At 71.5% G+C, this 16,894-nt stretch carries 19 protein-coding genes and 1 riboswitch; of the genes, 7 read left to right on the forward strand and 12 right to left on the reverse strand.

Annotated features, from left to right (window positions below; all coding sequences use genetic code 11):
• Positions 1-64: 64 nt before the first annotated feature.
• Positions 65-679 (reverse strand): TetR/AcrR family transcriptional regulator, encoded by a 615-nt coding sequence (locus tag KALB_RS34810; RefSeq protein WP_025360296.1) that lies wholly within the window; start codon positions 677-679, stop codon positions 65-67.
• 77 nt (positions 680-756) lie between these two features.
• Between KALB_RS34810 and KALB_RS34815 the strand changes: the two genes are divergently transcribed.
• From KALB_RS34815 to KALB_RS34840, 6 genes are all read left to right on the forward strand, one after another.
• The gene (locus tag KALB_RS34815; protein ID WP_025360297.1) at positions 757-1,269 is read left to right on the forward strand and encodes a methylated-DNA--[protein]-cysteine S-methyltransferase; all 513 of its coding nucleotides are present in this window, start codon (positions 757-759) and stop codon (positions 1,267-1,269) included.
• Between the two features lie 112 nt (positions 1,270-1,381).
• On the forward strand, positions 1,382-2,314 hold the full coding sequence (locus KALB_RS34820; protein ID WP_025360298.1) for an Lrp/AsnC family transcriptional regulator: 933 nt from the start codon (positions 1,382-1,384) through the stop codon (positions 2,312-2,314).
• 84 nt (positions 2,315-2,398) lie between these two features.
• Positions 2,399-3,070 (forward strand): YbaB/EbfC family nucleoid-associated protein, encoded by a 672-nt coding sequence (locus KALB_RS34825; protein ID WP_025360299.1) that lies wholly within the window; start codon positions 2,399-2,401, stop codon positions 3,068-3,070.
• Positions 3,071-3,089: 19 nt separating this feature from the next.
• Positions 3,090-3,416, forward strand: coding sequence for a DUF2563 family protein (locus tag KALB_RS34830; protein ID WP_025360300.1), 327 nt, complete (start codon positions 3,090-3,092; stop codon positions 3,414-3,416).
• Positions 3,416-4,183: a hypothetical protein gene (locus KALB_RS34835; protein ID WP_025360301.1), complete on the forward strand. Its 768-nt coding sequence runs from the start codon at positions 3,416-3,418 to the stop codon at positions 4,181-4,183. Before KALB_RS34830 ends, KALB_RS34835 begins: the two co-directional genes overlap by 1 nt.
• Positions 4,180-4,683, forward strand: coding sequence for a hypothetical protein (locus tag KALB_RS34840; RefSeq protein WP_025360302.1), 504 nt, complete (start codon positions 4,180-4,182; stop codon positions 4,681-4,683). Before KALB_RS34835 ends, KALB_RS34840 begins: the two co-directional genes overlap by 4 nt.
• Here the strand turns inward: KALB_RS34840 and KALB_RS34845 are convergent.
• The 3 genes from KALB_RS34845 to KALB_RS34855 all read right to left on the reverse strand — a co-directional run bounded on the left by KALB_RS34845 (position 4,680) and on the right by KALB_RS34855 (position 7,615).
• Positions 4,680-5,564: an RluA family pseudouridine synthase gene (locus tag KALB_RS34845; protein ID WP_042222948.1), complete on the reverse strand. Its 885-nt coding sequence runs from the start codon at positions 5,562-5,564 to the stop codon at positions 4,680-4,682. The genes KALB_RS34840 and KALB_RS34845 overlap by 4 nt on opposite strands.
• A gap of 118 nt (positions 5,565-5,682) precedes the next feature.
• A complete protein-coding gene (gene lspA / locus KALB_RS34850) occupies positions 5,683-6,246 on the reverse strand; it encodes a signal peptidase II (RefSeq protein WP_025360304.1) in 564 nt (187 codons plus the stop codon).
• 25 nt (positions 6,247-6,271) lie between these two features.
• On the reverse strand, positions 6,272-7,615 hold the full coding sequence (locus KALB_RS34855; RefSeq protein WP_025360305.1) for an aminotransferase class V-fold PLP-dependent enzyme: 1,344 nt from the start codon (positions 7,613-7,615) through the stop codon (positions 6,272-6,274).
• 30 nt (positions 7,616-7,645) lie between these two features.
• Positions 7,646-7,761: riboswitch (SAM riboswitch) on the reverse strand.
• A 175-nt stretch (positions 7,762-7,936) separates the two neighbouring features.
• Here KALB_RS34855 and KALB_RS34860 point away from each other — a divergent pair.
• Positions 7,937-8,212, forward strand: coding sequence for a hypothetical protein (locus KALB_RS34860; RefSeq protein ID WP_025360306.1), 276 nt, complete (start codon positions 7,937-7,939; stop codon positions 8,210-8,212).
• A 227-nt stretch (positions 8,213-8,439) separates the two neighbouring features.
• On the opposite strand, the gene KALB_RS34865 is transcribed toward KALB_RS34860, so the two are convergent.
• The 8 genes from KALB_RS34865 to KALB_RS34900 all read right to left on the reverse strand — a co-directional run bounded on the left by KALB_RS34865 (position 8,440) and on the right by KALB_RS34900 (position 16,790).
• Entirely contained in the window at positions 8,440-9,918 is a 1,479-nt protein-coding gene (locus KALB_RS34865; protein ID WP_025360307.1) for a potassium/proton antiporter, read from the reverse strand.
• A 108-nt stretch (positions 9,919-10,026) separates the two neighbouring features.
• Entirely contained in the window at positions 10,027-10,302 is a 276-nt protein-coding gene (locus tag KALB_RS34870) for a DUF167 domain-containing protein (protein WP_025360308.1), read from the reverse strand.
• Positions 10,299-10,859, reverse strand: a complete 561-nt coding sequence (locus tag KALB_RS34875; RefSeq protein ID WP_030111422.1) for a TetR/AcrR family transcriptional regulator — start codon at positions 10,857-10,859, stop codon at positions 10,299-10,301. The genes KALB_RS34870 and KALB_RS34875 overlap by 4 nt, the downstream gene beginning before the upstream one ends.
• 139 nt (positions 10,860-10,998) lie before the next feature.
• Positions 10,999-14,121, reverse strand: coding sequence for an isoleucine--tRNA ligase (gene ileS, locus KALB_RS34880; RefSeq protein WP_025360310.1), 3,123 nt, complete (start codon positions 14,119-14,121; stop codon positions 10,999-11,001).
• Between the two features lie 238 nt (positions 14,122-14,359).
• Complete coding sequence (locus KALB_RS34885) at positions 14,360-14,947, reverse strand: hypothetical protein (protein WP_236650086.1); 588 nt, start codon at positions 14,945-14,947, stop codon at positions 14,360-14,362.
• 48 nt (positions 14,948-14,995) lie between these two features.
• The gene (gene wag31 / locus KALB_RS34890) at positions 14,996-15,802 is read right to left on the reverse strand and encodes a DivIVA-like cell division protein Wag31 (RefSeq protein ID WP_025360312.1); all 807 of its coding nucleotides are present in this window, start codon (positions 15,800-15,802) and stop codon (positions 14,996-14,998) included.
• A gap of 45 nt (positions 15,803-15,847) precedes the next feature.
• Positions 15,848-16,132, reverse strand: coding sequence for a YggT family protein (locus KALB_RS34895; RefSeq protein ID WP_025360313.1), 285 nt, complete (start codon positions 16,130-16,132; stop codon positions 15,848-15,850).
• Positions 16,133-16,151: 19 nt separating this feature from the next.
• Positions 16,152-16,790 (reverse strand): cell division protein SepF, encoded by a 639-nt coding sequence (locus tag KALB_RS34900; protein WP_025360314.1) that lies wholly within the window; start codon positions 16,788-16,790, stop codon positions 16,152-16,154.
• Positions 16,791-16,894 lie beyond the last annotated feature (104 nt).

Below are 16,894 nucleotides of genomic sequence, written 5' to 3' on the forward strand. Positions count from 1 at the left end.
CCGGATCGCGGGCAACCGTAGGCAGCGGTTTTTGCCGTTGGTGGCTGGCGGTGTTGCGATGGGGTTACCGGGGTCCGGGCGCGAACGTGGTGAGGTAGGCGATCGCGCCCTCGAGCGCCTCGCGCAGGGGTGCCAGGTCGCGTGCGGCCTGGGCCAGCAGCATGCCGCCCTGGAGCGCGGCCATCAGCACGCGGGTGAGGTGGCCGGGGTCGGCGTCCGGCCGGAGGTCGCCGCGATCGCGCATCGCGCGCAGGCCATCCCGGAACAGTTCCTGCCAGCGTGCGAACCCGGCCGCCAACTCCTCGTGCAGGTCCAGATCCTTCTTGATGATCTCGGCGGCGAGCGAGCCGTAGCCGCACCCGCGCTCGGCGGCGAGTTCGTCGGCGCCGTACCAGTCCGCCCAGCGCCGCAGCGAGTCGATGCTGTCCAGCGCGCCGAAGTTCGCGCGGTGGGCGGCGATGACCTCCTCGGCCCGCCACTGGATCACCGCCCGGACCAGTCCCTCCTTGTCCGGGAAGTAGTGGTTGAGCTGTGATCCGCTCACGCCGGTCGTCCTGCGGATCAGTTCGTTGTTCGTGCCGTGCACGCCGTGCTCGTAGATGAGCCGCGCGGTCGCCTCGACGATGCGCGCGCGAGTGGCCAGCCCCTTCGGCGTGAGCTTGGGCGCCGGCTTCGTCATGACCGCACCCTAGCGCAGAATGGGCTTGACAACCCATTAATAGTGGGCTGCGCAGCCCAGAAATGAAGGGGGCGACCATGGGCGTTCGACACGCGGTCGTGGACTCACCGGTGGGCGAGCTGACGCTCGTCGCCGACGGCCAGGCGCTGATCGGCCTCTACTTCGCGGGCCACGGGAGGACACCGCGGCTGACCGACCTGGGGCCGCGGGTCCCCGACGGGGCCGACCCGGTCCTCGCCGAGGCGGCACGGCAGCTCCGCGAGTACTTCGCCGGCGAGCGCACCACGTTCGAACTGGAGCTCGCGCCCCGAGGTTCGGAGTTCGAGCAGAAGGTGTGGCAGCTGCTCACCACGATCCCGTACGGACAGACGCGCACGTACGGGCAACTCGCGGCCGAGCTGGGCGATCCCCGCGCCGCGCAGGCGGTCGGCAACGCCAACGGCTGGAACCCGATCAGCATCCTCGTGCCGTGCCACCGCGTGGTCGGCGCGCGCGGGGCGCTGACCGGCTACGCGGGCGGGGTCGACCGGAAGCGGTTCCTGCTGGAGCTGGAGGAGCCGTCCGCCGAGGCGGGCAACAGGTTGTTCTGACAACGCCCGCCCCGCCGCCAACGGGCACCCCACCCGCCGACCGGGGGAACGGCCGAACCTCTTACCGGGCGCCGCGAACACGCGCGGGACGCGAACCGGTAGCGTGCGATCCGTGGCAGCGCCCGATCCAGTCGACCTGCGCCTACTCGCGATGATCGCCGAGCTGGGACGCGCCGCCGTGCACGACGTGGCCGCCAGGCTGGGCATGGATCCCCGGGAGGCGGCGGCCCGGCTGGTGGCGCTGTCGGCCACCGGCATGCCGCTGGTGGTGGGCGTGGAGTGCGACCCGAACGGCATCCGCGCCGCCCTCGCCGCCGCGCGGGCCTGGGGCGGCCAGCAGCCGCAGACCGGCGGATACCCGATGCAGCAACCGGTTCCGCCGCAGTACGCCCAGCCGCAGCCCCAGTACGTCCAGCCGGTGCAGCACGCCCAACCGCAGTACGTGCAGCCCCAGCCCCAGTACGCGCCGCCGCCCCCGCAGTACGCCCAGCCACCGACGAGCGTCCCGTTCCCCACCCAGCAACCGGTCCCGCCGCCCGCCGAGGCGGGGACCTGGGGGCCGCCGCAGAGCGCGGCATGGGCCCGCGGCGACCAGCCCCCGCCCTCGGCGGCACCGGCGCAGCCGGTGAACCACACGGTCGGTACCTCGCAGACGGCCGAGGGCCTGGAGGGCGAGCTGCTGTCGATCCAGCTCGTGGAAGTGGTGGACCCGGCGGACTTCCTGTTCACCGCGGCGGGTTACCGCTTGCAGGCCGGGGAACGCGCGGTGGTGGTGCACACCGAGCTGACCAACCGTGGCGGGGTGCCGTTCTCCTCGCTGCCCGATCTCTACCTGGTGCTGCTCGCCGAGGACGGCACCGCCGTGTCCAAGGCGCCGGTCTCGCTGTCCTCACGGCCGCCGCACCGGATCGGCGTGCAGCCGGGCGAGACCGCGGGCGGGCACACCGTGTACGTGCTGCCGGAGGACACGCGGATCACCGCCGTGCGCTGGAGCCCGCGCCCCGACGACCCGCAGCGCAGCCTGACCTGGACCGTGGACGCCTGAGGCTTCAGCCGGTCGTGCGATGTCGCCCGGCGGTCCGCCCCGCGTAGGTTCGGCACCGGGGGTAGCACCTGGGGTGGTGAGCCGATGAGCGACGACCGTCGTTGGGGGTTCGAGGATGCCGAGGACTGGGAGTACGACAGCGGTCGTGCCGCCGAGCCTTCCGCCGAACAGCCCCTGACCGGTGCCGACCCGGCGGGGGTCGTGACCGTCACCGTCTCCCCCACGGCCGAGGTCCGCTCCGTCCGGCTCACCCCGGGCTGGCGCGGCACCGTGGACCCGCGATCCCTGCACTCCGCCGTGCTCGCGGCGGCCAACACCGCGAGCATCCGCGCCCTGGCCGCCCAGGCCGAGCAGGAACCGCCGCCACCCCAGTACAACCCGGCACCGCCACCGCCGCTCACCTCCCCCGAGGACCTGGCGCGGTTGATCGACGCGGCCGCCGCGGACCTGGACGGGTTCACCCGCCAGCTGTCGGCCGTCGTGGACCACCCCGTGCCCGCGCACAGCGGCGGCGGGCACGTGCGGGGCAGCGCTCAGCGTGGCCGGGTGCTCAGCCTGGAGCTGGACGCCGACTGGGCCGCGGTGGCCCGCGACTCGGAGATCGAGAGCGAACTGGTCGAGGTGCTGCGGCTGCTGCGCGGGCTGAGCGTGCCTGGCGAGTCCGCGCAGACCCCGACCAGCCCGGCGATCACCGAACTCACCGCGCTGGTGAGCGATCCGCAGCGGCTGCTGCGCGGACTCGGCCTGGTGCCGTGAACACGGAGGGGGCACTCGCATGAGCGGCACGCCGACCGCCGACCAGGTCTCGGTCGCGCTGGACGCCCTGCGTTCGGACGCGAGCACCTGGGATGCCGCGGGTGACGGCCTGGACGGTCCCACCTCGACGCTGGGTGGGCTGGCGCTGGGCCCGGAACAGGTCTCGATGTGGGCCGCCGACGCCGGGCTGGACCGCACCTACAACGAGGCCCGTGAACAGCTCGCCTCGGTGATCGCGCAGGCGGCGGAGAACTTCCACGCCGTGGCCGCCGCCCTGCGCACCGCCGCCACGATCTACGAGCAGGAGGAGCAGCAGAACCTGCACCGCCTCAAGGGGGTCTACTGATGTCGAACGCGATCATCGCCGAGGTCGACGAGAAGCTGCGCGAGATCGAGCGGGACGTGCAGCGCTTCTTCGACGCGGTCAACGAGGTGCTCAGCTGGGTGCCGGACTTCCTGTCCGACCTGATCGAGCCGATCCGCCGCGGCATCGAGGGGCTCAACCAGAAGCTGCGCGAGTTCTGGGACCGGATCAACCAGATGCTCACCCAGCGCGGGGACTCCGACCGGCTCAAGCAGGCCGGGGACGCGTGGGTCGACCAGGTGGGCAACCCGGCCGGGGACCTCGCGGGCAGCCTGTCCCTGGACAAGCTCAGGACCACTGTGGACTGGAGCGGCCGGGCCGCCGAGGCGTACAAGGCGAGCGTGCCCGCGCAGGTGTCCGGTCTGGGCGGCATCAAGGACCTGGCCAACCAGATGAAGTCCTCGCTGGTGAACCTGGCCAACGCCATCGACAACTTCTGGCTGGCGATCAAGGCCGCGCTGGTGGTGTTCGCGGTCGGCGCCGTCGCCGCCATCGCCACGGCCTGCACGGTGGTGGGACTGCCCGCCGCCATCGCCGCCATCGCCACCGCCGTGGGCGTCTCGGTCGGGCTGGTGGTCACCGCGGTCACCTCGATGCAGTCGCTCACCCAGACGATCGCCGTGGAGCAGGGCAACCTCAAGCAGAAGATCCACGACGACCTGGGCAGCTGGGCCAGGACGAACACCGAGGTGCTCGGCCACGCCAGCGTCAACGACCCCAGCGGCATGAACTGGCACGTCACCGCATGACCTACATCCCGCAGGAGCCGGTCCCGGAGTACCACTGGGTGTCCGCCCACCGAGCCCGGCGCATCGCCTCCGGCACCACGGTGACCGGCGTGCTGTTGCTGCTGTCCTCGCTCGTGCTGGGCGGGGCGCAGGCCGCGGTCGGCTTCGGCCTGCCCGCCGCGCACGACGTGTTCGGCAACTTCGCCGTGGTGCTGGTGCTGTGCGCCTCGCTAATGCTGCTGATCATGGGCGGCGGCCTGCTCGCGGCCCGCAACTACGCGCGGGGCGAGTACCTGAACCTCGCCGGGGCCACGGTCGGCCTGCGCGCTCTGCTCGTGGTGTGGCTGGGCACGATCCCGGTCACGGCGCTGGGGCTGTTCCTGCTCCGGACCGTGTTCGCCACCCGCCCCCAGTACGAATTCACCGCCAGCGCAGGGGTTTTCGTCGCGCTGGCGGTGCTTCCGTTCGTACTGGGCGGGATCGGCTACTTCGTCTCGCGGAACCTGTTGCGGCTGCGCTAGTTCTCCGCGCGCAGGGTCTCCAGCGCGTTCGCCAGGTCCTCGGGGTAGGTGCTGCTGAAGCTCACCCACTGGCCGTCGGCGGGGTGGTGGAACGCGAGGGTCTTGGCCTGCAACCACTGGCGGCTCAGGCCGAGGCGCTTGGCCAGCGCGGGGTCGGCGCCGTAGGTGAGGTCGCCGACGCAGGGGTGCCGCAGCGCGGAGAAGTGCACGCGGATCTGGTGCGTGCGCCCGGTCTCCAGGTGCACGTCCAGCAGTGAGGCGGCGCGGAACGCCTCGGTGACCTCGTAGTGCGTGACGCTGGGGCGGCCGCCCGCGACCACCGCGAACTTGTAGTCGTGCTTGGGGTGCCGGTCGATCGGCGCGTCGATGGTGCCGCGCGAGGGGTCCGGGTGGCCCTGCACCAGCGCGTGGTAGACCTTCTCCACGGTACGCTCCTTGAACGCCCGCTTGAGCACGGTGTAGGCGTGCTCGCTCTTGGCCACCACCATGACCCCGGTGGTGCCCGCGTCCAGCCGGTGCACCACGCCCTGCCGCTCGGCGGCCCCGGAGGTGGAGATCCGCAACCCGGCCGCGGCCAGCCCGCCGACCACGGTCGGGCCGTTCCAGCCGGGGCTGGGGTGCACGGCGACCCCGACCGGCTTGTCCACCACCACGATGTCCTCGTCCTCGTGCAGCACGACAAGGCCCGGCACGGGCACGGCCTGCACGGTCACCGGCTGGGCCGGGGCGGGCAGGCTGATCTCCAGCCAACTGCCCGCGACCAGCCGGTCCGACTTGCCCGCGGGCTGGCCGTCCACCAGCACGTCCCCGGAGTCGGTCAGCGCGGCGACGGCGGTGCGGGACAGGCCGAGCAGCTTGGACAGGCCCGCGTCCACGCGCATGCCGTCCAGGCCGTCGGGCACCGGCAGGGTACGCAGGTCACTCACGGGACACTCCTCGCTGACGCTCGTCGGCCCGCGAGCGGGCTCCCAGTGCTCAATGGTGAGCTCGCGAGCTCGCTCACTTGTCCCCTGCCTTCTCCTTGGTCGAACGACCGTCGTAGTCGCGGCCGAGCAGCGCCATCAGCACGATCAGCGCGCCGCCGACGCAGATGGCGGAGTCAGCCAGGTTGAAGATCGGGAACACCTGGGCGTTGGGCGCGAACACGGAGATGAAGTCCACCACGTGGCCCTGCAACGCCCCCGGCGCGCGGAACAGCCGGTCCAGCAGGTTACCCAGCGCACCGCCGAACACCAGGCCCAGGCCCAGTGCCCAGCCGCGCGAGCGCAGCTTGGGCGCCACCCAGATGATCGCGGCCAGCACGCCGACGCAGACCAGGCTGAACACCCAGGTCATGCCGGTGACACCGAGCGAGAACGCGGCGTAGGGGTTTCGGATCACCTGGAAGTAGACCAGCCCGCCCAGTGCCTCGATCGGCGGCTTGCCCTCCAGGTTGGACACCACGACCGTCTTGGTCACGACGTCGAGCAGCAGTGCGACGACCGCGGCGGCGGCCAGCAGCCCGATCCGGCGCGGCAGGATGGCCTGCCCGGCAGCCGGTTCGGTGTTGGGCTCGGTACTCACCCGGCCATTGTCCCCCGAGCCCCGCTCAGCCCGCGACGAAGGGCGGCAACGGGCGCTGGTCGTCCACCGGCACCCACCGGCCGTCCACCTGGTGGTAGGCGGCGCGCGGCCCCTCGGCGACCAGCCTGCGCAGCGCGCCGACCAGCCGGTCCACGTGCTCGGCGGTGCTGCCCAGGCCCAGGCTGGCGCGCAGCGCGCGCTGCTCGGTGGACCCGGCTCGGCCCAGCAGCCTGCGGGTCGCGATGTGCGCGCAGAACGCGCCGTCGCGGACGCCGATGCCGTACTCGGCGGACAGCGCCGCGGCGACCAGACCCGCGTCCAGGCCGTCGATGGTGAAGCTGACCACGCCAACCCGGTCGTGCTCGGCGTCGAACAGGCTCAGCTCGTGCAGCCCCGGCACGGTGGCCAGCCCCTCGCGCAGCCGCGCCAGCAGCGTGCGCTCGTGCGCCTCGACCTGGTCCCAGCCGTGCTGGATGAACGTGTCGCAGGCGGCGGCCAGCGCGTGCACGCCGGCCACGTTGGGCGAACCGGCCTCGTGCCGCTCCGGCACCGCGGACCAGGCCACACCCAGGTGGTCGCCCCAGTCCACGACGTTCTTCGTGGCACCTCCGCCGACCAGGTACGGGTCCGCGGCCTGCAACCAGTCGGCCCGCCCGATCAGCGCGCCCGCGCCGAACGGGGCGTAGAGCTTGTGCCCGGACAGCACCACGTAGTCCACGTCCAGGGCCTTGATGTCCACCGGGCGGTGCGGGGCCAGCTGCGCGGCGTCCAGCACGATGCGCGCGCCGTGACGGCGTGCCACCTGGGCCAGCTCGGCCACCGGCCACAGCTCGCCGGTGACGTTGGACGCGCCGGTGACGACCACCAGCCGTGGGCCCTGCGGGCACTCGCGCAGCGCGGCCTCCAGCGCGGGCACGGCGGCACCGGCCGAGTCGGGGGTGCGCACCCGGCGGACGTTCGGCCCGCGCCAGGGCAGCAGCGCCGCGTGGTGCTCGGTGTCGAACAGCACCACGGCGGTGCGCCTGGGCAGGCTGCGCGCCAACAGGTTGAGCGAGTCGGTGGTGTTGCGGGTGAACACGACGGTGTCGGAGGACCGGGCGCCCACGAAGCGGCGCAGCGTGTCGCGGGCCTGCTCGTACACGCGGGTGCTGACCTGGGAGGCCAGGCCCGCGCCGCGGTGCACGCTCGCGTACCAGGGCAGCAGTTCGTTGACGGCGTCGCGGACCCGCTCCAGACAGGGCGCGCTCGCCGCGTGGTCGAGGTTGGCGTAACCGATGCGGTCGCCGGTCACCAGCGGCACGCAGAGCTGGGCGCCGACCACGGCGGGAACGGTGTAGCCGGTGCGGGCCTGCGGGATCGTGGACGTCATGTCAGCCTCCGGGTCATGGACCCGACGAGGGGCCCGCGCTTGCCCGTCGCGTTCTCGCCACGGACCTGGTCCTCACCCGGGGCACCCCACCGCGGTAGGAGGGTTGCCGGCCAGCTAGCCGGGGCTTGTCGCTGGCACTCATGACCTTCGTGTTCGAAGCTAGCCGATGCCTCGGGCCCGGGTCGAGCCCCCGCCCACATGCTGAGAGCCAGCTCACCGACCGGCCCGAATGAGTGATTTCCGGTCCAGACGGGTGATGGACGGGTCTGTCGGCCACCTCGACAGCGCAGACTGCTGCCTTCGAGAGCGGGAGGCGGCACGATGTTCCGGGAGCTCGACGACGAGCTGAACAGGCACCTGGCGAAGCTGGCCAGACTCAGCACCGAGGCCGATCCCGCGCGGGCGGCCCGGGTCGCCCGCGCGGAACTGCCCGGCGTGGCCAAGGCCGTGTCCACGCTGCTGGGCGAGCACTCCCCCGACTCACGTGGCCGCTGCGCCACCTGCCGCCCCGACCACTGGTGGCAGCCCCGCCCGACCTTCCCGTGCGCGGCCTACCTCGCCGTACACCGCGCCCTGTTCGCCGGCACCCTGGGCTGACCACCCGCGTGTCGCACGTTCCGGCACCGCGTGTCGGCGCTTCCCACACCGCGTGTCGGACGCCCCAGCACCGCGTGTCGGACGTCCCGGTACGGCGTGTCGGCGCTTCCCGTACAGGATCCGCAAGACATGAGCGACTCTCGCCTTCCCGCAGCGCGCAACACACCGTACGGGAACGTCCGACACGCGATACCGGAAGCGCCGACACGCGGCGGGGGCGTACGGGGTCAGTCGCCGGGGTCGCCTTTCCAGCGGGCGTAGCGGCCCGCGCGGTCCACGGCGCGGATCCGCCGTTCGGCCCCTTCGCGGGCGGTCTCGGTCGCGATGACCAGGAGCTGGTCCTCCTCCTGCAACCGGGTCGTGGACTTGGGTGTGAACCCGGCGTCCTCGCGCACGATCAGGCTCACCGTGGCGCCGACCGGCAGGCGCAGCTCGGACAGGTACACGCCGTGCAGGCGCGATCCGCGCTGGATGCGCACCTGCAACAGCTCGGCGCCGAGCTGGTCCAGCGGTGCGGCGTCCACCTCGATCTCACGGGGTTGACCGGAACGGACGAGCCCGAGCCAGCGCGCGACCACCGGCAGGGTGGCGCCCTGCACCAGGGTCAGCACCACGACGAGCACGAACACGGCGTCGACGAGCTGTTCCGCCCCGGGCACGCCCTGGGTGAGCGGGATCAGCGCGAGCACGATGGGCACGGCCCCGCGCAGGCCCGACCAGGACAGGAACACCTGCTCGCGCCACTTCACCCGGAACGGCGTGGCGGCGAGCAGCACCGACAGCGGGCGGGCCAGCAGCACGAGCACGGCGCCGGCGACCAGTGCGGGCACCAGCGCGCTGAGCAGCCGCGCCGGGGAGGCGAACAGGCCGAGCAGCACGAACAGTCCGATCTGCGCGAGCCAACCCAGGCCCTCGGCGAAGGACAGGGTGTCCGAGCGGTGCGGGAGCCGGGAGTTGCCCAGGACGAGCCCGGCCACGTAGGTGGCGAGCAGACCCGAGGCGTGCGACAGGTCCCCGGCCGCGTAGGCGAGCACGCACATGGCCACGGCGGCGATCGGGTACAGGCCGGTGGCGGGCAGGGCGGCGCGGCGCAGGGCGAAGGCGCCCAGCCAGCCGACGGCGGCACCGATCAGCGCGCCCGCGCCGAGTTCGTAGACGACCAGCAGCGGGGTGGTCCACCGCACCGGGTCCCCGGAGACGAGCAGCACCACGGCGATGAACACCGGCGCGTCGTTGAGGCCGGACTCCAGCTCCAGCGCGCCCGCCAGGCGCTTGCCAACGCCCACCCCGCGCAGCACGCTGAACACGGCCGCGGCGTCGGTGGAGGACAGCACGGCGCCCCACAGCAGGGCCATCCGCCAGTCCAGGCCGAGTATCAGGTGCAGGCAGGCCCCGGTGACCGCGACGCTCACGGCAACGGCCACTGTGGACAGTGAGATTCCCAGTCCCAGCGCGGACTTCACCCCGGACCATCGGGTGGTGAGGCCACCTTCGGCGAGGATGAGGACCAGAGCGGCGATGCCCAGCGCCTGGGTGAGACCGGCATTGTCGAACTTGATGCCGAGCCCGGCCTCACCGATCAGCAGGCCGAACCCGAGGTAGAGCAACAGTGAGGGCAGACCGACCCGCACTGACACCCGTACGGCGAACACGGAGAGCAAGAGAACCACTGCTCCGATACCCAACGCGATGGAAAGGTCGGCCACCCCACCTCCCGGTTGTCACCCGTTCCGGTGTCTATTGTGCGTTAAGTTGCCAGAAAAGTACTAATCGACCACAGTGGATGTCCATTGTGGACAAACAAGTGTGCCGCTTCAGCCCAACAGGCGGGCAAGCAGGTCCGCCGTGCCCTCGGGGGCCGAGCAGAGCTCGACGACCTTGTCCCTGCCGCGCTCACCAGCGATGATCAACACGTCCTTGCGGCGGACACCGAAGGCCGCGGCCAGCGCGCGGCGCACGGCCTCGTTGGCCTTGCCCTCCACCGCGGGCGCCGACACGGCGACGACCAGCGCGGGACCGCCGGGACCAGCCCAGATGCCGCCCACGGAGTCGCGCTTCGCCCCGGGTTTCACCCGAACGGGGAATCTCACCGGGCGGTCATCATGCGGTAGGCGGCCTCGACGTACTCGCGCCGCCGGTCCCCGGAGGGCACCGCGCTGGGGTCGTTGCTGACGAGCTGGATGTGCCCGAGGAAGAAGCCGTACAGGTGGCGCCCGCGCCAGCGGGCCGCCTCCGGCTCGAAGCCGATGCCCTCGAACAGGCCCGACAGGTAGTCCACCCGCTGCCGGGTCGCCTCGTGGAACATCGGGGCGACCACCGGATCGCCCGCGGCGGACATGATGGCGTACTCGATGGCCGTGGACGGCTCGTTGATCATGACCCGCTCGAACATCAGCCAGAGCTGCTCGGCGGGGTCGCCCTTCTGCGAGGTGGCCTCGATGACCCAGGCCGTGCCCTGCTCGGACCAGCGCCGCAACGCCGCCGTCAGCAGGGCCTCCCGGCTGGGGAAGTGCCAGTACGCGCTGCCCTTGGTCGCGCCGACCCGTTGGGCCAGCGGCTCCACGGCCAGCGCAGCCACTCCCCGCTCCGCGATCATCGCCAACGCCGCGACTATCCAGTCCTCGCGCGTGCGACGCTTCCCCACCACGAATCCATACGCTACCGTATGGTCAGGTTCCGTACGGCAGCGTATGGTCTGCCGCTCAGAGGGGAGAGTACGGAGACCTCGGCGGCGACCCCGGTGTGCTGTGGGGGTGACCGGGGCCGCCGCCGCTGTAGCTACTCTCTCAGCCGACTCGCGTCACCGCCACGGTGACCTGCTCGCCGTCACCGACCGCGCCGCTGAAGCCCTCGACCGCTCCGTAGCCCACCGACTCGGCCAGCGTCTCCGCGGCGAGGAACTCCTGGTGCGCCCGCACCGAGGACAGCACCTCCTCGGCCGCCGACACGGTCAGCGCGATCCGGTCGGACACGTCCAGCCCCGCCTCGCGCCGGGCCTGCTGCACCACCCGCACCACGTCGCGGGCCACGCCCTCGGCGGCCAGCTCGGCGGTCACCTTCGTGTCCAGCACCACCAGACCGGCCCCACCGGGCAGGGCCGCGGTGGCCGCCGGGTCGGTGGCCACCAGCTTCTGCTCGTACTCACCCGCCAGCAGGGCGATGCCCGCCGCGCTGACCACGCCGTTCTCGTCGGCGGTCCACTCCCCCGCCTTCACGGCCTTGATCACCTTCTGCACGTCCTTGCCGAGCCTGGGTCCGCAGGCCCGCGCGTTCACGGTCAGCTCGAAGTGGCCGTGCGCGGCGAGGTCGGTGGTCAGCTCGACCTCCTTGACGTTCACCTCGTCCCGGATCAGGTCCGCGAACGGCGCCAGAGCCGCGGCCTCGGCGGTGGCCACGGTCAACCTGGCCAGCGGCAGCCGCACGCGCAGCTTGTTCGCCTTGCGCAGCGACAGCGCCGCCGAGCAGACCCGCCGCACCTCGTCCATGGCGGTGACCAGTGCGCTGTCGGCGGGCAGGTCGGCGGCGGCCGGGTAGTCGGCCAGGTGCACCGAGCGCTCACCGGTCAGCCCGCGCCACACCACCTCGGTGGTCAGCGGCAACAGCGGGGCGGCGACCCGGCTGACCACCTCCAGCACGGTGTGCAGGGTGTCCACGGCGTCCTGCTCGCCCGCCCAGAACCGGTCCCTGGAACGGCGCACGTACCAGTTGGTCAGCACCTCCAGGAAGTCGCGCACCGCGAAGCACGCCCCGGACAGGTCGTAGGTGTCCAGCGCGCCGGACACCTCGGCGACCAGGTCGTGCGTCTTGGCCAGCACGTAGCGGTCGAGCACGTGCTGGCTGTCGGTGCGCCAGGTCCCCTGGGTACCGGCCGCGTTGGCGTACAGGGCCAGGAAGTACCAGGAGTTCCACAGCGGCAGCAGGGCCTGACGCACCGACTCGCGGATGCCGCGCTCGGTGACGATCAGGTTGCCCCCGCGCAGGATCGGGCTGGACATCAGGAACCACCGCATGGCGTCGGAGCCGTCGCGGTCGAACACCTCGTTGACGTCCGGGTAGTTGTTCAGCGTCTTGGACATCTTCTGCCCGTCGTCGCCGAGCACGATGCCGTGCGCGATGCAGTTCTTGAACGCGGGCCGGTCGAACAGCGCCGTGGCCAGCACGTGCATGTTGTAGAACCAGCCGCGGGTCTGCGCGCTGTACTCGACGATGAAGTCGCCGGGGTAGTGGTGCTCGAACCAGTCGGAGTTCTCAAACGGGTAGTGCACCTGGGCGAAGGGCATCGAGCCGGACTCGAACCAGCAGTCCAGCACCTCGGGCACCCGACGCATGGTCGACTTGCCGGTCGGGTCGTCCGGGTTCGGCCTGGTCAGCTCGTCGATGACCGGGCGGTGCAGGTCGGTCGGGCGCACGCCGAAGTCCCGCTCCAGCTCGTCCAGCGAGCCGTAGACGTCCACCCGGGGGTAGGCCGGGTCGTCGGAGGTCCACACCGGGATCGGGGAGCCCCAGAACCGGTTGCGCGAGATGTTCCAGTCGCGGGCGTTCTCCAGCCACTTGCCCATCTGGCCGTCCCGCACGTGGTCGGGCACCCAGTTGATCTCCTGGTTGAGCTCCACCATGCGGTCGCGGAACTTGGTGACGGCCACGAACCAGGAGGACACCGCGCGCTGGATCAGCGGGCTGTCGCAGCGCCAGCAGTGCGGGTACGGGTGGTCGTAGGTCTCGTGGCGCAGCAGCGCGCCCGCGGCCCGCAGGTCGCGGATGATCGTCTTGTTCGCCTCGAACACGTGCACGCCCTCGTAGGGCGCGACCTCGGCGGTGAACCGCCCGCGCGAGTCCACCGGCACGACGACCGCGATGTCGGCGGCGTCGGTGACGGCCTTGTCCTCCTCACCGAAGGCGGGCGCGATGTGCACGAGCCCGGTGCCGTCCTCGGTGGTGACGTAGTCGGCGGCCAGCACCTGGTGGGCGTTGGGGCGGCCCGCGAAGAAGTCGAACGGCGGGGTGTAGCGGCGGCCGAGCAGGTCGGCGCCCTTGCAGCGCGCGACAACGCGGTCCGCGGCGTCCTCGCCCAGCTCACGGGCGTAGGCGGCCAGCCGGGCCTCGGCCAGCAGGTAGCGCTCGCCCTCGTGCTCGACGGTGACGTAATCCACCTCGGGGTGCACGGCCACGGCCAGGTTGGACGGCAGGGTCCACGGGGTGGTGGTCCAGATCAGGGCCCGCTCACCGGTCTCCAACTGGAAGCCCACGGTCACCGCCGGGTCCTGGCGGTCCCGGTAGGTGTCGTCCATCTTCGTCTCGGAGTTGGACAGCGGGGTCTCGCAGCGCCAGCAGTACCAGAGCACCCGGAAGCCCTCGTAGACCAGACCCTTGTCCCACAGGGTCTTGAAGGCCCACATGACCGATTCCATGTAGTCCAGGTCGAGGGTCTTGTAGTCGTTGTCGAAGTCCACCCAGCGGGCCTGCCGGGTCACGTACTCGCGCCACTCGCTGGTGTAGCGCAGCACCGAGGTGCGGCAGACCTCGTTGAACTTCTCCACGCCGAGCTGCTCGATCTCGGCCTTGGAGGAGATGCCCAGCTCCTTCTCGGCGCGCACCTCGGCGGGCAGGCCGTGGCAGTCCCAGCCGAACCGGCGCTCCACCCGCTTGCCGCGCATCGTCTGGTAGCGCGGCACCACGTCCTTGGCGTACCCGGTCAGCAGGTGACCGTAGTGCGGCAGGCCGTTGGCGAAGGGCGGGCCGTCGTAGAAGACGAACTCGTTGGCCCCGTTCTCGCCCGCGTCCCGGTTGGTGACGCTGGCCTCGAAGGTGCCGTCGGCCGACCAGTAGTCCAGGGCCTCGCGCTCCAGCGCCGGGAAGGAGGGCTGGGCGGGCACGTCTTCGCTGCTGAAATGAGCCTTGGGGTAGGCCATGGGTACTGCTCCTCGCGGCGCCGTCTCGTCTGTCCAGACGGGGACGACGAACCCGTTGCCGGGCACACCGCGGTACCACCCCGCTTGCCCCCCAGGAGAGGGAGGCCGCTCGTTCTCGGCTGTGACGGGCCGACCCGTCCGGTTCTACTGAGGCCTGCTCGGCCCGTTCTTCCGGAGGCTCCCCGGTGATGGCCGGATCAACACCTGTGCACCGACCAGCGTAGCCGGTGACGGCAAGTCAGTTGCCGCGGGTCCGGGCCGCCAGGGTGGCGTCCGGCGTGCACACCGCGCAGGGCGTGAACCCGAGCTGGCGGGCCTCGTTGATCGGCAGCACGAGGGTCGGGCGCTCGGCGAGCCACCCGCAGGAGGCGAGGTGGTAGCGCGGCCGCTCGTCGACCACGCGCACCTCGTCGGTGAGGTCGGAGACCACCAACGCGTCGGCCGCGTCGGTGTCCTCCTCCTCGGGCTCCGCCTGCGTATCACTCGCGGTGACCTCTTGGGTACCCCCGGTGGGAGCCTCATCAAGATCACCTGTAGCCTGCTGTCCACCCGGTCCGCCCGTCGAGCCGCCCTGGGGGTCCGCATCCGCGCCACCGCCCTCCCGCACCGCCTCAGCGGTCGAGGACGCGCGTGTGCCCGACGCGGTCACGAGCTGGGCTCGCCTGCGCTGCCGGTCCACGAGCAGCACGGCGGCCGCCGCGACGCTGAGCAGCACCGAACCCCAGGCCCACAGGGTCTGGGTCGTGGTCAGCGCGACCACGAGCAGCCCGAAGGCAGCCACGACCAGCAGCAGGACGACGTAGAGCAGCCCAGAACTCCTCAGCACAGGCCGACCCTACGTCACCCGGCTAACGGCCGGGCCGGACGCGCCGGATCAGGCGGTCTCGGCGCGCGGTCCGAAGGAGTAGCCACCGCTCTGCTGACCGACCCTGCCGTCCGAGGGCGCTGCCGAGGTCCGGTCGTTCAGCTCGGCCAGCTGCGACTCCAGCAGGCTCTTCAACCGGGTCCGGTACTCGCGCTCCATCGTGCGGAGCATGTCGATCTTCTTCTCCAGCGCGTTCTTCTCCTGGGTGATGTTGCCCATCACCTCGGCGTGCTTGCGCTGCGCGTCGCGGTCCAGCGCCGCGGCCTTCTCCCTGGCGTTGCGCTCCAGGGTCTCCGACCGGGTCCTGGCGTCGTTGAGCATGGTCTCCGCACGGGTACGCGCCTCGTTGACCATGGTGTCGGCCTTGGCACGTGCCTCGGAGAGCAGCTGCTCGGACTTGGTCCGGGCCTCCGCGAGCATGCCGTCCGCCTCGGCCTTGGCCTCGCCGGTCAGCCGGTCGGCCATCTCCTGGGCGAGGCCCAGGACCTTGGCCGCCTGCACGTGGTGGTCACCACCCGGCGTGGTCTGCTCCATGACGGAGGGCGGCGGCACCGAGGCGAGGCGACGGGGCTCCTCGCGCACCGGGCCAGAGCCCACCTTGCTCCTGGCGTCGTCCAGGTCGGCACGCGTGGCCTCCAACTGGGAGTCCAGCTGCTCGACCTGCGCGCGCAGATCGTTGTTCTCCTCGATCAGGCGGGCAAGCTCGCCCTCAACCAGGTCGAGGAACGCGTCCACCTCGTCCTCGTTGTAGCCCCGCTTCCCGATAGGAGGCTTGCTGAACGCGACGTTGTGCACGTCAGCGGGGGTCAACGGCATCAGATCACCTCACGCACTCACGGCTGTCTGGAGTCAGGTTCCCCGTCACCCGACATCCGCCAGACGCATCAGTATGAACACGACCAGCAGCAGCACCATAATCGATAGGTCCAGCCCTACGCCCCCGATTCGTACCATCGGTATCACGCGACGGGCCAAGCGGACCGGGGGGTCTGTCACTGTGTAGATGGTCTCCAGCGTGACCGCAACCCCGCCGGCCGGCCGCCAGTCCCTGGCGAACGCCCGGACGTACTCGACGACCAGGCGCGCAGAGAGCAGCAGCCAGAAGAAGAACAGCACGTAGTAGACCACGACCAGGACCGGTTGCACCCCACCACTGTGCCACCTGTCAGGACTGGGTGAAGAACCCACCCTCGGCCAGCCGCCTGCGGTCCTCGGCGGTCACGTCGATATTGGGGGGTGAGAGAAGGAACACCTTGTTGGTGACCTTGTCCATCGAGCCGCGCAGCGCGAAGGCGAGCCCGGCCGCGAAGTCCACGAGCCGCTTGGCGTCCGCGTTGTCCATCTCGGTCAGGTTGATGATCACCGGCGTGCCGTCGCGGTAGTGCTCACCGATCGTGCGCGCCTCGGTGTAGCTTCGCGGGTGCAGCGTAATGATCTTGGCGAGCGGGTGGGAGCTGGTCTCCTGGGCGGGCCGGATCCGGGCGACCGGCTCGGGCTTGGGCTCCACGGCCAGCGCCCCGTGCGTTGGCGCCTCGGTCGCCCAGCTGCGACGGCTGCGCGGGCGCTCCTCGGGCACCTCGTAGCCGTCCTCGTCGTAGTCCCGGTACGAGGACCGGGAGGACAGCGAGGTGGGTGCCGAGCCGCGGCGACGGGTCGAGGACGGGTAGCGGTCGTAGTCCTCGGAGGTGCCGGCGTACTCGTCGCGGTAGTCCGCGGCGTACCGGCCGCGGTCCTCCTCGTAGCCGTCCATGTCCTCGGCGGGGACCATCCCGAAGTAGGCCTTCAGCTTCTGCAGTGCGCTCATCGCCGCACCTCACTGACGCTCGGTGCGGCGCTGCGCGCAGGCACCGGGCTTGATGATCCGCTCGCAAGCTCGCTCATCCGCCTGCCCTTCCTCCGAGACTCCCC

Origin of the sequence: Kutzneria viridogrisea DSM 43870 (genome assembly GCF_000525635.1) — a bacterium.
In the GTDB taxonomy this organism is placed as follows: Bacteria; Actinomycetota; Actinomycetes; order Mycobacteriales; family Pseudonocardiaceae; genus Kutzneria; species Kutzneria viridogrisea.

What these genes read in the sequence shown, in the direction of transcription:
- KALB_RS34825 (WP_025360299.1), top strand. Translation starts at nt 2,399, where the DNA reads ATGAGCGACGACCGTCGTTGGGGGTTCGAGGATGCCGAGGACTGGGAG.
- KALB_RS34830 (WP_025360300.1), top strand. Translation starts at nt 3,090, where the DNA reads ATGAGCGGCACGCCGACCGCCGACCAGGTCTCGGTCGCGCTGGACGCC.
- KALB_RS34860 (WP_025360306.1), top strand. Translation starts at nt 7,937, where the DNA reads ATGTTCCGGGAGCTCGACGACGAGCTGAACAGGCACCTGGCGAAGCTG.
- KALB_RS34900 (WP_025360314.1), bottom strand. Translation starts at nt 16,790, where the DNA reads ATGAGCGCACTGCAGAAGCTGAAGGCCTACTTCGGGATGGTCCCCGCC.
- KALB_RS34855 (WP_025360305.1), bottom strand. Translation starts at nt 7,615, where the DNA reads ATGACGTCCACGATCCCGCAGGCCCGCACCGGCTACACCGTTCCCGCC.
- KALB_RS34835 (WP_025360301.1), top strand. Translation starts at nt 3,416, where the DNA reads ATGTCGAACGCGATCATCGCCGAGGTCGACGAGAAGCTGCGCGAGATC.
- KALB_RS34815 (WP_025360297.1), top strand. Translation starts at nt 757, where the DNA reads ATGGGCGTTCGACACGCGGTCGTGGACTCACCGGTGGGCGAGCTGACG.
- wag31 (WP_025360312.1), bottom strand. Translation starts at nt 15,802, where the DNA reads ATGCCGTTGACCCCCGCTGACGTGCACAACGTCGCGTTCAGCAAGCCT.
- ileS (WP_025360310.1), bottom strand. Translation starts at nt 14,121, where the DNA reads ATGGCCTACCCCAAGGCTCATTTCAGCAGCGAAGACGTGCCCGCCCAG.
- KALB_RS34840 (WP_025360302.1), top strand. Translation starts at nt 4,180, where the DNA reads ATGACCTACATCCCGCAGGAGCCGGTCCCGGAGTACCACTGGGTGTCC.
- KALB_RS34845 (WP_042222948.1), bottom strand. Translation starts at nt 5,564, where the DNA reads ATGCGCGTGGACGCGGGCCTGTCCAAGCTGCTCGGCCTGTCCCGCACC.
- KALB_RS34810 (WP_025360296.1), bottom strand. Translation starts at nt 679, where the DNA reads ATGACGAAGCCGGCGCCCAAGCTCACGCCGAAGGGGCTGGCCACTCGC.